16 protein-coding genes are annotated in these 13,555 nt (G+C 45.0%); 2 read left to right on the forward strand and 14 right to left on the reverse strand.

Annotated features, from left to right (window positions below; translation table 11 throughout):
* The first annotated feature begins 9 nt into the window (after positions 1-9).
* Entirely contained in the window at positions 10-342 is a 333-nt protein-coding gene (locus VSQ32_10715; protein MEH2943319.1) for a MazG nucleotide pyrophosphohydrolase domain-containing protein, read from the forward strand.
* On the opposite strand, the gene VSQ32_10720 is transcribed toward VSQ32_10715, so the two are convergent.
* The 4 genes from VSQ32_10720 to VSQ32_10735 form a co-directional block, all read right to left on the reverse strand.
* Positions 323-514, reverse strand: coding sequence for a hypothetical protein (locus VSQ32_10720; GenBank protein ID MEH2943320.1), 192 nt, complete (start codon positions 512-514; stop codon positions 323-325). The two genes, VSQ32_10715 and VSQ32_10720, sit on opposite strands and share 20 nt — an antisense overlap.
* 3 nt (positions 515-517) lie before the next feature.
* Positions 518-1,534, reverse strand: coding sequence for a UDP-glucose 4-epimerase GalE (galE, locus tag VSQ32_10725; protein ID MEH2943321.1), 1,017 nt, complete (start codon positions 1,532-1,534; stop codon positions 518-520).
* Between the two features lie 279 nt (positions 1,535-1,813).
* Positions 1,814-2,917 (reverse strand): aminoglycoside phosphotransferase family protein, encoded by a 1,104-nt coding sequence (locus tag VSQ32_10730; GenBank protein ID MEH2943322.1) that lies wholly within the window; start codon positions 2,915-2,917, stop codon positions 1,814-1,816.
* A gap of 33 nt (positions 2,918-2,950) precedes the next feature.
* Positions 2,951-3,865: a sugar phosphate nucleotidyltransferase gene (locus tag VSQ32_10735; protein ID MEH2943323.1), complete on the reverse strand. Its 915-nt coding sequence runs from the start codon at positions 3,863-3,865 to the stop codon at positions 2,951-2,953.
* Positions 3,866-4,311: 446 nt separating this feature from the next.
* Here VSQ32_10735 and VSQ32_10740 point away from each other — a divergent pair, with 446 nt between their 5' ends.
* The gene (locus tag VSQ32_10740; protein ID MEH2943324.1) at positions 4,312-5,211 is read left to right on the forward strand and encodes an AraC family transcriptional regulator; all 900 of its coding nucleotides are present in this window, start codon (positions 4,312-4,314) and stop codon (positions 5,209-5,211) included.
* A 121-nt stretch (positions 5,212-5,332) separates the two neighbouring features.
* On the opposite strand, the gene efp is transcribed toward VSQ32_10740, so the two are convergent.
* From efp to glpK, 10 genes are all read right to left on the reverse strand, one after another.
* The gene (efp, locus tag VSQ32_10745) at positions 5,333-5,890 is read right to left on the reverse strand and encodes an elongation factor P (protein MEH2943325.1); all 558 of its coding nucleotides are present in this window, start codon (positions 5,888-5,890) and stop codon (positions 5,333-5,335) included.
* Between the two features lie 149 nt (positions 5,891-6,039).
* Positions 6,040-6,492 carry a ribose 5-phosphate isomerase B gene (gene rpiB, locus VSQ32_10750; GenBank protein MEH2943326.1) on the reverse strand — a complete coding sequence of 151 codons (453 nt, stop codon included), beginning with the start codon at positions 6,490-6,492 and terminating at the stop codon, positions 6,040-6,042.
* Positions 6,493-6,544: 52 nt separating this feature from the next.
* Complete coding sequence (locus tag VSQ32_10755; GenBank protein ID MEH2943327.1) at positions 6,545-7,042, reverse strand: YqeG family HAD IIIA-type phosphatase; 498 nt, start codon at positions 7,040-7,042, stop codon at positions 6,545-6,547.
* A gap of 39 nt (positions 7,043-7,081) precedes the next feature.
* On the reverse strand, positions 7,082-7,534 hold the full coding sequence (gene nrdR, locus VSQ32_10760; protein ID MEH2943328.1) for a transcriptional regulator NrdR: 453 nt from the start codon (positions 7,532-7,534) through the stop codon (positions 7,082-7,084).
* A gap of 113 nt (positions 7,535-7,647) precedes the next feature.
* Positions 7,648-7,887: a YlmC/YmxH family sporulation protein gene (locus tag VSQ32_10765; GenBank protein MEH2943329.1), complete on the reverse strand. Its 240-nt coding sequence runs from the start codon at positions 7,885-7,887 to the stop codon at positions 7,648-7,650.
* Positions 7,888-7,974: 87 nt separating this feature from the next.
* On the reverse strand, positions 7,975-8,334 hold the full coding sequence (locus tag VSQ32_10770; protein ID MEH2943330.1) for a DUF1667 domain-containing protein: 360 nt from the start codon (positions 8,332-8,334) through the stop codon (positions 7,975-7,977).
* A 4-nt stretch (positions 8,335-8,338) separates the two neighbouring features.
* Positions 8,339-9,610, reverse strand: a complete 1,272-nt coding sequence (locus VSQ32_10775) for an FAD-dependent oxidoreductase (GenBank protein ID MEH2943331.1) — start codon at positions 9,608-9,610, stop codon at positions 8,339-8,341.
* Positions 9,611-9,636: 26 nt separating this feature from the next.
* Positions 9,637-11,073 carry an NAD(P)/FAD-dependent oxidoreductase gene (locus VSQ32_10780; protein MEH2943332.1) on the reverse strand — a complete coding sequence of 479 codons (1,437 nt, stop codon included), beginning with the start codon at positions 11,071-11,073 and terminating at the stop codon, positions 9,637-9,639.
* Between the two features lie 234 nt (positions 11,074-11,307).
* Positions 11,308-12,012: an MIP/aquaporin family protein gene (locus VSQ32_10785; protein MEH2943333.1), complete on the reverse strand. Its 705-nt coding sequence runs from the start codon at positions 12,010-12,012 to the stop codon at positions 11,308-11,310.
* A gap of 39 nt (positions 12,013-12,051) precedes the next feature.
* A complete protein-coding gene (glpK, locus tag VSQ32_10790; protein MEH2943334.1) occupies positions 12,052-13,548 on the reverse strand; it encodes a glycerol kinase GlpK in 1,497 nt (498 codons plus the stop codon).
* Positions 13,549-13,555: the final 7 nt, after the last annotated feature.

A 13,555-nucleotide genomic window follows, 5' to 3' on the forward strand; every position in this document is an offset into this window, starting at 1 on the left:
AGGCACACAATGAACGTTTCTTTTGAAGATTACGAGGCATATCTGCTCTGTACTTATGGCAATTCCGTAACGGAACAGGGCCTGTTTATGAAACTGGTGGAAGAAATCGGGGAAGTTGCCGAAGTCCTCAATATGCGTGCAGGAAGAAAAAAGGTCAATGGAGAAGATATGCAGACACAGCTGGCAAACGAACTGGCTGACGTCATTCATTATGTTGTGGGAATTGCTGCAATCAATGATATTGATTTAAGCGGTACTATTATTGATAAGGATAAAAAAGCTGCTGTAAAGTACCATCACAACACCTGTCTGGAATCTTTTCTTATGAGCAGAAAGGAATAAAATCCCTGACTTTAAAATGAATACCGCCGGTGCAGGCCATTCTGCACCGGCGGTATTTATCATTACTCTGCGTGCCGCCCGGTATCTTTTTGGATGTACTGTTCTTCCACCAGTTCATAAAAACAATCTTCCGGTATGGCACAATGGTTATAATCTCTGTGTTACCTTCCATAAATTAACTGCGGTATCCATCCGGATTGGTACTCTGCCATCTCCAGGAATCCTCGCACATTCTGTCGATGCCAAACTCTGCCTCCCAGCCCAGTTCCGCTTTTGCTTTGGAAGCATCTGCATAACAGGTGGCGATATCTCCGGCTCTTCTGGGTTTGATTTCGTAAGGGATTGGTTTACCGCAGGCCTTTTCATAAGCCTTTACCACATCCAGCACACTGTAACCGTTACCGGTTCCCAGATTATATATGCTGACGCCGGATTTATCTTCAATTTTCTTTAATGCTTTCACATGGCCTTTTGCCAGATCTACTACATGAATGTAATCCCGCACGCCGGTTCCGTCCGGTGTATCGTAATCATCCCCGAATACGCCAAGGCATTTTAATTTGCCCACAGCAACCTGGGCAATGTAGGGTACCAGATTGTTGGGAATTCCCTTGGGGTCCTCTCCGATGATTCCGCTTTCGTGGGCGCCGATGGGGTTAAAGTAGCGAAGCAGCACCACATTCCATTCCGGATCTGCCACATGGAAATCTGTCAGAATCTGTTCCAGCATTCCCTTGGTCTGACCATATGGATTGGTAATCTGGCCTTTGGGGCACTCCTCTGTAATCGGAATAATGGCGGGATCTCCGTACACCGTTGCGGAAGATGAGAAAATAATATTCTTCACTCCATGCTTGCGCATAACGTCGCACAAAATCAATGTTCCGGTAATATTGTTATGATAATATTCCAGCGGTTTCTGCACAGACTCTCCCACTGCTTTCAAACCTGCAAAATGAATGACACTGTCAATCTTTTCTTTCTCAAATACTTCTCCAAGGCCCTGAGCGTCCAGAATATCCACCTGATAAAAAGGTACCTTTGCTCCGGTAATTTTTTCCACTCTTTTTACTGCTTCTTCACTGGAATTTACCAGATTATCCACCACAACCACTTCATATCCTGCATGAATCAGCTCAATACAGGTATGGCTTCCGATATACCCAGCTCCGCCCGTTACCAAAATTGCCATAATTTTTACCTCCTGTCCGCAATCTGCGCGCGTTACGCATTTCTTATTACCTGTCCGGGAAAACCAACATATTCTGACCTGCTGTCCGGTTCTCTCAGGACTCAGTATACCACACTCGGTTCATTTAGTAAATACTATTTTTATTTTACTATATTTTTAGTAAATATTTAGTCCGGAGTTCCCCATCAGCCTGCTTTCTTTGCGTTTAAGCACAAACAATATATTAGCGTGACGCAGGATTTCCCATAGAAGTTACCTGTCAGTCTGCTTTTTTACCGCTTATGCACCCTGGCACTCCCTGACAATTTCCTCCAGTTCCTTCCACTTCTTTTCCATATCTGCCACCAGCTTCATCTGGGTACGGCACCGGTCCAGATTGTGGCCTTCCCGGTGGATTTTAAAATACGTATCTCCCTGCAGATAATCGGTCAGGAAACGTATGCCGTTTTCATAAGTCATCACTTTTGCACCCATGGGAAGCATGGCAACTTCCATATCTGTCAGATTTCCCTTACAGCCTTTTAAAAATCCCTCTGTATAAATGCGGAACAGTCTCAAATCGCAGCTCACTTTTGACAAATCCTTTTCGTCCTCATCTCCGGTGCTGGCTCCAAACCGGATGGCGTCTCCAAAATCATTGACTGCCAGTCCCGGCATAACCGTATCCAGATCTATAACGCAGATTCCTTTCCTCGTCTCATTGTCCATCATAATATTATTCAGTTTTGTATCGTTATGGGTTACCCGCAGGGGCATTTTTCCCTGTGCCAGCAAATCTCCCAGCACACAGGCAGTTTCCTTCCGGGATTTGAAAAATTCAATCTCTTCTGCCGCATTTTTGGCTCTGCCGCACACATCTGCTTCCACTGCCTCAAGGAACACCTGATATCTGGCTTTCGTATCGTGAAATCCCGGAATGGTCTCATGAAGGGTTTCCGCCGGATAATCTGCCAGCAGCTGCTGGAAATTTCCGAAAGCCAGAGCGCTCTCATAGAAATCCTCATCCCGTTCCACTCTGTCATAGCTTACCGCATCTTCAATCAGATAATACATGCGCCAGTATTCTCCCCGACTGTCTAGGTAAAAAGGTTTTCCGTCTCCGGCAGGAAGCACCGTCAGAGTTTCCCTCAGCTCATCGCCCCCCGCTTCTGCAATCTTCTTTTTCAGAAATGTGGTAACACCCAGAATATTTTCCATTACTTCCTCCGGTTTTGTAAAAATACTCCGATTCATTCGCTGCAGAATACAGTTCTTCTCTCCTTCCACAAGGAAAGTATCATTGATATGTCCGCTGCCATAGGGGCGGATATGTTTCACCTTTCCTGCCAGCGCAAACTGCTGTGCCACTTCTTTTGCCCATTTCAGTATTTCTTTTTCTTCCATAGGTTTCTTCCTCTCTGTGCTTCCCTTCCGACTCTAAAATTCTTCCGGATACTGCCCCTGCTGCTTCAGTTCTGCAATAGCCTTTACCACCTGTTCTTTGTCTTCTTTATAAGTAACGCCGAACCATTTGTCACGGGAATTTAATACCTGTACGCTGGCTTTGCCTTCCTGCAGTAAATCTCCTACTGCCATGGGAAGGTAATACTCGGCCTTCATGGGATTGTCCGGCAGTTCCTCTTTCAGGAATTTCACAAATCCTGTTTCCAGTTCCTTTAAAATGCTCTCGGAAAAGCCCCAGATATTCATGGAAACAATACTGTCCATGGGAAGTTCTGTCCAGGTGGCTCCGTCATCCTCCGTATAAACAGCTTTATCTCCCTGTTTCTCAATATGGGTGCGCTCACAGATTTCCGTCAGAAATCCTTCTTTGTCCGCCTCGCAGACCCCTCTGGCCACATGTCCGTTCTCCGTCAGGGTATTTTTCAGCTCATATCCCACCATGGCATAGCGATATGTCTCGTCATCCTGATGACTGGTCAGATAATCATAGATTGCCTGATAGGCATGTTTGCCATAATAGTCATCTGCATTAATCACTGCAAAGGGTCCGTCCAGCACGTCTCTGCAGCACAGAATGGCATGGCCCGTGCCAAAGGGTTTCACCCTGCCTTCCGGCACCTGAAAACCTGCCGGAATCTTTTCCAGTTCCTGATATACATATTCCACCTGTATTTTTTCAGAAATCCGGTCTCCAATGCTCTCTTTAAATGCAGCCTCATTGGCTCTCTTAATAATAAATACGATTTTTTCAAATCCGGCCTCCAGAGCGTCATAAATAGAAAAGTCAATGATAATATGTCCCTGCTCATCTACCGGATCAATCTGTTTTAACCCTCCGTAACGGCTTCCCATTCCTGCTGCCAAAATGACCAATACTGGTTTTTTCATATTTCCTGTCCTCCTGAAATTCCAGTGCCTCCGCACTGTTTCTGTTCTTCTTATACCTTTCATGATAATACAAAAAAAAATTTCTGTATTTGCACAATATTTCTACTTTTTTGCATAATTTTATGTTAAAATATATCTGTTCAGAACTCCATGGAAAGTCAGATCAGGCCCCTCCGGTTTATCGGTGATGGGATGATTTGCTCTTCCATGAGGGGATACCTCCCAGCCGCAGCCAGGAGCCTCCCCTAAAGGCGTATGACAGCTCTGCTGGCATGGCTGTGGCGCGGTATTCTGAATAACTACTCCCTCATAAACCCCATGGAGACAAATCAGACCTCTCCGGTTTATCGGTGATGGGATGATTTGCTCTTCCATGAGGGGATAACCTTCTCACCCGCAGCCAGAGGCCCCCGAAGGCGTATGACAGCTAACGGAAAGGAATTTTTATGGAATTTTACAGATATCCCCTGTCCCGGTTATTTGATATCCCTCAAATCATTACCATCCACTATTTTGAATATGGCAAAGATTTCATGTTTGAGGGAGAATCCCATGATTTCTGGGAATTTCTCTGTGTGGACAAGGGACAGGTCACCGTCACTGCAGACCGGAATACTCACATTCTGCAAAAAGGCAGTATTATTTTCCACAAACCCGGCCAGTTTCATTCCGTGGCTACCAACGGGATCATCGCTCCCAATCTGGTGGTGGTCTCTTTTGTATGCAATTCGCCTGCCATGCAGTTTTTCGAAGACAAAATTCTCCATCTGGGAGAACCGGAACGCTGCCTTCTGGCAACGGTCATTTCCGAGGCCGGCGACGCATTTCTCACCCCTCTGAATAATCCTTACACCTGTCAGCTTTCCTGCAATCCCAGGCAGCGCCCCGGAGCAGAACAGCTTATACAGCTTTCTCTGGAACATTTTCTGATTTCCCTTTACCGGAAAGGGATTGCCTCGGCTCCGGACATGCAGCCTGCAAAATCTGTAAAATTAAAACAGGACGATGAGACGTTCCGCCGCGTTCATGCTTACATGGAAGCCCGTCTCTCTCAGAACCTTACGCTGGATGAAATCTGCCGGGATAATCTGATTGGCACTTCCCAGCTTCAGAAGCTGTTCCGCAGTAAATGCGGCAGCGGTATCATTGAATATTTTTCTCATATGAAAATCATACGGGCCAAAGAAATGATTCGGGAACAAAACATGAATTTCACCCAGATTGCCGACGCTCTGGGCTACACCTCCATTCATTATTTTTCCCGGCAATTTAAGAAAATAACCGGCATGACTCCCTCAGAATATTCCCTTTCCATACAGATGCTTGCGGAAGGTCCTGTAAGATAAAAAGACTGTCGCAAAATGCGGCTTATATACATGATACGGATAAAGATTCTGTAATCGAATGCCATATCATATATACAGCAGCTATTTTTCAACAGCCCTGCGTAATCCTTATAATGTTTTACTATACTCTGGACAGATATTCCCCGGTTCTGGTATCAATCTTAATTACATCCTCCTGTTCCACAAACAGAGGAACATATACGGTCGCGCCGGTTTCCACAACTGCCGGCTTGGTTGCGCCTGTCGCCGTATCGCCTTTAAAGCCCGGCTCTGTCTCCGTAATTTTCAACTCTACGAACAGAGGCGGTTCTACTGCAAATACGCTGCCGTTATGAGAACACATTTTCACCATCTCATTCTCTTTCACGAACTTCAGTGCGTCGCCGATTGCTTCCGCATCCAGCGCAATCTGCTCATATGTCTCCACATCCATAAAATGGAACAGATCCCCGTCGGAATATAAATACTGCATGTCCGCTCTGTCAATTCTTGCCTGGGGACATTTTTCCGTGGGACGGAAAGTCTTTTCCACAACTCCGCCGCTCTTAATATTCTTCAGTTTCGTTCTTACAAAGGCTGCGCCTTTTCCTGGTTTTACATGCTGAAACTCAATAATCTGGTAAATGTTATTATCTAATTCAATCGTAATACCATTTCTGAAATCTCCTGCTGAAATCATCCGAATTTCCTCCTTAAACTACACTTGGGCCCGTTCAGCCCCTGTATTCGTTATTATTCTATCCTATAATGGCAGATTTTTCAACCTTTTTTTCCGGAACCATCCGGAAAATGGTAACAGTTCAGACAAGCTGCCCTGTTACACCTTTCTTAATTCTGAAGCCAGGTTTCTTCTATTCTGTCCAGCATATCTACCCTGTGCTGATGTCTTCCTCCCTGAAATTCTGCTTCCAGATAGGCTTTTACGATATCCTTCGCCTTTTCCAGTCCTACAATTCTTGCCCCAAAAGCTATAATATTGGCATTGTTATGTTCTTTAATCAAACGGGCCGTCGTGGTGTCCGAGCAGACGCCGCAGCGGATGCCCTTCACCTTATTTGCAGCCAGGGAGACTCCCACTCCTGTTCCGCAAATCAAAATCCCGCAGTCTGCTTCTCCTTCTGCCACTGCCCGTCCTACTCTTTCACCATATATGGGATAATCGCAGCTCTCATTGCTGTCCGTCCCAAAATTAATTACTTCATAGCCCAGACTTTCTACATACCTGACAATCTCTTTTTTTAAATCCGTTGCCGCATGGTCGTTTCCAATCGCTATCTTCACGTTACTCCTCCCTGGTTCCTGACATACTGCCGGCAGGCTCTGCCAGTCATTATTATTTTTGGCTTCTCTGATAAAAAAACAGAACAATTCTTTCCAGATACCGTTTCAGTACAATCTGGATTTCCTCTTTTGGGTGAATGGGCCTGGTGAGAATCGTCCGGATTCCTGCCCGGTTGGCCCCATACACATCAGTAAAAATCTGATCTCCCACAAAAAGTGTATTCTCCCTGTGGGTTCCCATCAGCTCCATGGCCCGCTCATAGCCGGAGACTTTGGGTTTTCCGGCCTTAAAAATATACTGCACCTGTACCTGGTCATTAAACATTTTGACTCTGGGTTCTTTATTATTAGACAGCAGACAGCACTGATAGCCCAGCTTTTTCAGCTGAGCAAACAGCTTTTTCGCCCGCTCATCTGCCGGCGCGCCATGAGGTACCAGTGTATTGTCCACATCAAAAATAATTCCCCGATATCCTTCCTGATATAAACGTTCAAACTCTATCTGATACGCGGAATCCAAATATTCATTCGGATAAAATTTTCTCAACATTCTGTCATTCTCCTGAACTCTGCAATTTGAAATCTCACCTTACTTGTCCAGTATTTTCTTCAGCTCGTCCATAAAAGTATTGACATCTTTAAACTCCCGGTACACGGAAGCAAATCTCACATAAGCTACCGGATCCAGTTCCTGCAGCCTGTTCATGACAATTTCTCCGATTTCCGAACTGGAGATTTCTTTTTCTTCCCGGTTAAAAATGTCCACCTCTACGGTGTCCACCATCTGGTTAATCATATTTGCAGGTACCGGACGTTTATGGCAGGCCCGCAGAATTCCGGCCTCCACTTTCGTCCGATCATACTGTTCCCGGTTATTATCTTTCTTAATGACAATCAAAGGAATTGTCTCTACTTTCTCATAAGTGGTGAAACGCTTCCCGCAGTCGTCACACAGCCTTCTCCTGCGAATGGAATTATTGTCATCTGCAGGCCTTGAATCAATCACGCGCGTATTATCGCTGCTGCAAAACGGACATTTCATGAAACCCCTCCCAAATCTGTACACAAAACTGCCTGGTCGCTTTTCAGTATATTCTACTTTTTTTCTCCTGTCAATATGATTTCCTGAAAGTTTCCGGCCCTGGGAAGCCGCTGTTACGGCGGGTCCGGAATTTCCACCAGGATAATGTCCGGTCCGATTTTGACCACCTTTTTCCAGGGAATCACAATTTCACTCTCTCTGCCGAACAATCCCCATATTTTTCCGCAGCCGGGAATAATCAGTGCCAGAATACATCCGTTGCAGGGGTCAATGTCCAAATCCACCACAAACCCCAGGCATCTGCAGTTGCAGACGTTAATGACTTCTTTTTCTTTTAATTCACATAAACGCATAATAATCCCCCTGCTACAGTATATGCCGCAGGGGGATATTCTTTACCGCATAACGGTGAAAGATTTTGAAATTTAGGATAGGCTTAATTATAATACGTTTTTGGTTGCGATAATGTCTACGCCTGTACCTGCCACGTCGCTTACAATCACATCCCCGATATGTACCGGTGCCTGAACTTTTACGCCTTTCAGGTCTTTCATAATATCAAAGATTTTTCCTTTCGGAATATCTTCTTTTGTCTTTACAGATACTGCTGCAAGGCTTCCGCCTTCTACGATAACAGAACTTGTAACGATTCTGGTCGGGTTGGTTACTTCTTTTCTCGCATAATCATCACCGCGCTTGCAGGTATTGCCGGTAACGCTTACCACTTCACCATTGTTCATTTCCACTTTTAACGGGCAGCCCATGGGGCATCCGATACAAATTAATTCTCTTGTTTCCATAGTTTTACGCCTCCTCAATCTTTACGGTAATCTGAGACAGATTTGAAAATGCTGCTAATTCTTCTTTTTTCAGTACAACTTCTTCCATCTCTCCAGGTGCTACAACCGGACGCTTTTTGTGAATAATACGCTCATCATTCAGATATACGGATACATAGCAGTTCTTATATACATCGCCCACACGAAAACGTACCGTATGTTTCTCATCCATTCTGTCCGGATTGATGGTCTTCGGTACGGTGTAGCGTGCACCTTCTACCGCAACAATCGGAATATCCTTTGCATTGGTGTCTTTATGTTTTGCACCGTTCAGTACATACTCAGCAGCATGTTTTCCGGCAGCAGATGCTTCCTCGGAAACAAAGTCTACCAGATCATGTACGTGAAGCACGTTACCACAGGCAAATACGCCTTCTACATTGGTTTCCAGACATTCGTTTACCAGCGGTCCGGATGTAACCGGGCTCATTTCCACATTCAGGCTTCTGGACAGCTCGTTTTCCGGAATCAGTCCGCAGGATAACAGCAGAGTATCGCAGGTATAACGTTCTTCTGTTCCCGGAATCGGTCTTCTGTCCGAACCCACTTCTGCGATGGTAATCGCTTCCACTCTCTCCTTGCCTTCGATATCTACAACAGTATGGCTCAATTTCAGCGGAATTCCGTAGTCATCCAGACACTGTACGATATTTCTCTTCAGTCCGCCGGAATATGGCATTAACTCAGCTACCACTTTAACCTTTGCACCTTCCAGTGTCATTCTTCTTGCCATAATCAGTCCGATATCACCGGAACCAAGAATTACTACTTCACGTCCCGGCATATAGCCTTCCATATTCACAAGACGCTGTGCAGTACCTGCAGAATAAATACCTGCCGGACGATATCCGGGAATATTCAACGCGCCTCGGGAACGCTCTCTGCAGCCCATGGCAAGTACAATTGCTTTTGCCTGAATTTCAAACATTCCATCTTCACGGTTCATGGCAGTTACAACCTTGTTCGGTGCAATATCCATAACCATGGTGTTCAATTTATATTCAATCTTCTCGTCTTTTAACTGGTCAATAAATCTTCCTGCATATTCCGGGCCTGTCAGCTCTTCTTTAAATGTATGAAGTCCGAATCCATTGTGGATACACTGATTCAGAATACCACCCAGCTCTTTATCTCTTTCCAGTACTAAAATAGATTCTACTCCATTTCTTTTTGCTGATACGGCTGCTGCAAGTCCTGCAGGGCCGCCTCCTACAATAACAATATCATAATTTAACATTTTTTTCCCTCCTGATTCGTAACCAACTATATTCTGTCTTTATTAATTCCTACAATAATCCTGGATTCTCCACCTGCTTTTGTAATTTCGGATGGGTCTACTCCGCGTTCTCTGGAAAGAATCTCGATGGTTCTTGGAGAACAGAAACCTGCCTGGCAGCGTCCCATTCCGGCTCTGGTACGACGTTTTACACCGTCTAAGGATTTTGCGCCCAGAGGACGTTTAATTGCGTCGATAATTTCGCCTTCTGTAATCATCTCACATCTGCAGATAATATTTCCATATGCCGGATTTTCTTTAATCAGAGCTGCCCGTTCTTCATTGCTCAGGGTCTTGGGATCCAGGATTCCTTTTCTGGTTCCGTTAAAGTCGGGGTTCTCTTCTGCATTTGTCAGGTCTTTAATGATGCCTGCCACCATTTTTCCAATTGCCGGAGCGCTGGTCAGTCCAGGAGATTCAATACCTGCACAGTCGATGAAGCCTTTTGCTTCTTCCAGTTCGCCGATATAGAATTCATGTCCGTCTTCATGGGCACGAAGTCCTGCAAATGAGGTAATTACCTGACGGATTGGAAGACCTTTTACCGTAGTTCCTGCTTTATTAATCAGTTCGTCAATACCTTCCTGTGTGGTATTGGTTCCTTCTCTGTTTTCAATATCAATTGCGGTAGGTCCTACTAACGTATTGCCGTGAACGGTAGGAGATACCAGAACGCCTTTTCCGTATTTACCTGGAAGCTGGAAAATAGTATGTGTTACAAATCCTTCGGTAGAGCGGTCTAACAGACAGTAATCTCCGCGTCTCGGTGTGATATGTAATTTTTTGTCGCTTACCATGTTGTGGAATTTATCTGCATAAACACCTGCCGCATTTACAACGTATCTGGTTTCAATTTCGCCCTGGCTGGTCTTAACTACCCAGTTGTCACCTTTTTTCTCCAGGTCAGTAACTTCCGTATCAAATTTGAACTCCACACCGTTGGTTGCAGCATTTTCAGCAAATGCAATGTTCATTCCAAAGGGGCAGACAATTCCGCCGGTAGGTGCATACAGCGCTGCCACTGCTTCGTCTGCAATATTGGGCTCCAGCTTAACGAGTTCTTCTCTGTCAATAATGCGCAGATCTTTGACACCGTTCTCCACACCTCTGTCATACAGCGCCTGCAGATTGGGTTTTTCTTCCTCGTTAATACATACAACCAGAGAACCATTATTCTTATAGTGGAAATCCAGTTCTTTGGAAAGAGCTTCCATCATCTGGTTGCCTTCCACATTCAGCTTCGCCATAAGGGAACCTGCTTCTGCGTCAAATCCGGCATGTACAATTGCACTGTTTGCCTTGGATGTTCCACAGCATACATCTTCTTCCTTTTCCACTACACAGACATTCAGTTTGTATCTGGAAAGTTCTCTTGCGGAAGCACTTCCTGATACGCCTGCTCCAATAATTACTACATCATACATATTGTTCACCTATCCTTTTCTCACTCTTTCTTATTTATTTTTTACTGCCATAAGCCGGAGGTTCAGGGCAGTTAATTTACTTATTTAAAATACAAACCAGTTTCTGATACAGGAAAAGCAACAATCACACTCCCCATTCCGGGGAATGTAATCATTGCCTCTCTGTTATCTCTGCAATGCCATATTTCACATATCAGTGCTTTACACGATAATTATAACATTCGAGTCATTATTTTACCATGGAATGATTCCATACAGACCAACTGCCAGCAGAGCGCCGATGATCGGTCCAACTAATGTAACGATTCCATATCCCCAGTTAGAGCTTCCTTTTCCGCTGATCGGAAGGATTGTATGTGCCAGACGAGGTCCAAGGTCACGGGCCGGGTTCATAGCGTATCCTGTTAATCCACCAAAGGACATACCGCAGGAAACGATGATTCCGAATACTAACAGGTTACCTACACCAGCAGGAGCTTCTGCCGGAAGGCCTTTGATTGCAAATACCAGTACGAAAGTTGCAACTGCTTCTGCAAGGATGTTCATTGGAAGGTTCGGAATAGATGGTCCACAGGAGAATACACCAAGTTTGGTTCCCGGATCATCTGTTGCATCGAACTGGCCTTTGAAAGCAATCCATACAATAATCGCGCCTACAAATGCACCTGCGAACTGTGCTACGATATAACCAGGCACCAGATCCCATGCAAAGCTGCCGTCTACTGCTAATGCCAGGGTTAAAGCGGGGTTAAAACTTGCACCGGATGCAGCACCAAAAATGAATGCCGGTATCATAACTGCAAGACCCCAGGCAATGGTAATCTGGATAGAGCCTGCGCCCTTCATTCCGGATTTGTTCAGAGTTACGTTAGCAACTACGCCATCACCTAACATAATCAACATCATTGTTCCTACAAATTCTGCTATATATGGTAACATTTCGTGTTCCCCTTTCTGCCTTCAATCTACTTTTGTCTTCTAGTCTTCTTTTGCCCAGCCATAAGAATATTTTACAGCCTTGTTCCAGCCTTCTACTTTCTCTTTTCTCTCTTCTGCAGAAATCTGAGGTTTGAAAGTCTGGTCAATTGCCCAGTTCTTAATAACGTCTTCTTTGCTTGCCCAGTAGCCAACTGCAAGACCTGCCAGATAAGCAGCACCCATAGCGGTTGTCTCTACGCAGGAAGGACGGTTAACCGGAGCGTTGATAATGTCTGCCTGTGTCTGCATTAAGAAGTCGTTGGCACTTGCACCACCGTCAACCTTCAGAGCACTCAGTTCAATGCCGGAATCTGCTTTGATTGCCTGCAGAACGTCATTTACCTGATATGCCAGAGACTCCAGTGTTGCGCGGATGATGTGATATTTATTAACACCACGGGTAATTCCTACAATCGTTCCTCTTGCATACTGATCCCAGTGAGGAGCACCAAGTCCTGTGAATGCAGGTACTACATAACATCCATTGGTGTCTTTTACTTTCTTAGCCATGTACTCGGAATCCGGAGCGCTGTCGATGACTCTTAACTCATCGCGCAGCCACTGGATTGCAGCACCTGCCACGAAAATAGAACCTTCTAATGCGTAATTAACTTTTCCGTCAATACCCCATGCAATTGTTGTAACCAGACCATTCTTGGAGAATACCGGTTTTTCTCCGGTGTTCATTAACAGGAAGCATCCGGTTCCATATGTATTCTTTGCTTCGCCTGCTGTGAAACATGTCTGTCCAAATAATGCTGCCTGCTGGTCTCCTGCTGCTCCGCTGACCGGAATCTTTCCACCAAAGAAAGCCGGATCTGCTTCTCCGTATACACAGCTTGAAGGTTTTGCTTCAGGAAGCATACTTGCCGGAATGTTCAGCTCTTTCAGAATTTCCTCATCCCATTTCAGGTCATTGATATTGAACAGCATGGTACGTGCTGCATTGGAGTAATCTGTTACGTGAGCTGCGCCCTTTGTAAGTTTCCAGATTAACCATGTCTCAACGGTACCAAAGAGAAGTTCTCCTTTTTCTGCTCTTTCTCTTACGCCTTCTACATTATCAAGAATCCATTTTAATTTTGTTCCTGAGAAGTATGCGTCGATTACCAGACCGGTTTTCTGACGGAAGGAATCTTCCAGACCCTTATCCTTCAGAGAATCACAGTATTCAGAAGTTCTGCGGCACTGCCATACAATTGCATGATACACTGGTTCGCCTGTATTCTTATCCCACACGATAGTGGTTTCACGCTGATTTGTGATACCGATTGCAGCGATGTCATCTGCGGAAGCCCCAATCTTCTGCATTGCTTCTACTGCAACACCTAACTGTGTAGACCAGATCTCGTTAGCATCATGTTCTACCCAGCCTGGTTTCGGAAAATACTGTGTGAACTCTTTCTGAGCTACACTGCACATTTCACCTTTTTCGTTAAAAAGAATACATCTGTTGCTTGTTGTGCCGGCGTCCAGCGCCATAACATATTTTGCCATTTGTAAA

The sequence above is a fragment of the Lachnospiraceae bacterium JLR.KK002 genome, from assembly GCA_036941025.1.
In the GTDB taxonomy this organism is placed as follows: Bacteria; Bacillota; Clostridia; order Lachnospirales; family Lachnospiraceae; genus Petralouisia.

Excerpts from the sequence above, each read along its gene's own strand:
- galE (MEH2943321.1), bottom strand. The coding sequence starts at position 1,534 with ATGGCAATTTTGGTAACGGGCGGAGCTGGGTATATCGGAAGCCATACC.
- VSQ32_10730 (MEH2943322.1), bottom strand. The coding sequence starts at position 2,917 with ATGGAAGAAAAAGAAATACTGAAATGGGCAAAAGAAGTGGCACAGCAG.
- VSQ32_10775 (MEH2943331.1), bottom strand. The coding sequence starts at position 9,610 with ATGTTAAATTATGATATTGTTATTGTAGGAGGCGGCCCTGCAGGACTT.
- nrdR (MEH2943328.1), bottom strand. The coding sequence starts at position 7,534 with ATGAAATGTCCGTTTTGCAGCAGCGATAATACGCGCGTGATTGATTCA.
- VSQ32_10770 (MEH2943330.1), bottom strand. The coding sequence starts at position 8,334 with ATGGAAACAAGAGAATTAATTTGTATCGGATGCCCCATGGGCTGCCCG.
- VSQ32_10735 (MEH2943323.1), bottom strand. The coding sequence starts at position 3,865 with ATGAAAAAACCAGTATTGGTCATTTTGGCAGCAGGAATGGGAAGCCGT.
- VSQ32_10740 (MEH2943324.1), top strand. The coding sequence starts at position 4,312 with ATGGAATTTTACAGATATCCCCTGTCCCGGTTATTTGATATCCCTCAA.
- efp (MEH2943325.1), bottom strand. The coding sequence starts at position 5,890 with ATGATTTCAGCAGGAGATTTCAGAAATGGTATTACGATTGAATTAGAT.
- VSQ32_10755 (MEH2943327.1), bottom strand. The coding sequence starts at position 7,042 with ATGTTGAGAAAATTTTATCCGAATGAATATTTGGATTCCGCGTATCAG.
- VSQ32_10785 (MEH2943333.1), bottom strand. The coding sequence starts at position 12,012 with ATGTTACCATATATAGCAGAATTTGTAGGAACAATGATGTTGATTATG.
- VSQ32_10765 (MEH2943329.1), bottom strand. The coding sequence starts at position 7,887 with ATGCGTTTATGTGAATTAAAAGAAAAAGAAGTCATTAACGTCTGCAAC.
- VSQ32_10715 (MEH2943319.1), top strand. The coding sequence starts at position 10 with ATGAACGTTTCTTTTGAAGATTACGAGGCATATCTGCTCTGTACTTAT.
- glpK (MEH2943334.1), bottom strand. The coding sequence starts at position 13,548 with ATGGCAAAATATGTTATGGCGCTGGACGCCGGCACAACAAGCAACAGA.
- VSQ32_10720 (MEH2943320.1), bottom strand. The coding sequence starts at position 514 with ATGGAAGGTAACACAGAGATTATAACCATTGTGCCATACCGGAAGATT.
- VSQ32_10780 (MEH2943332.1), bottom strand. The coding sequence starts at position 11,073 with ATGTATGATGTAGTAATTATTGGAGCAGGCGTATCAGGAAGTGCTTCC.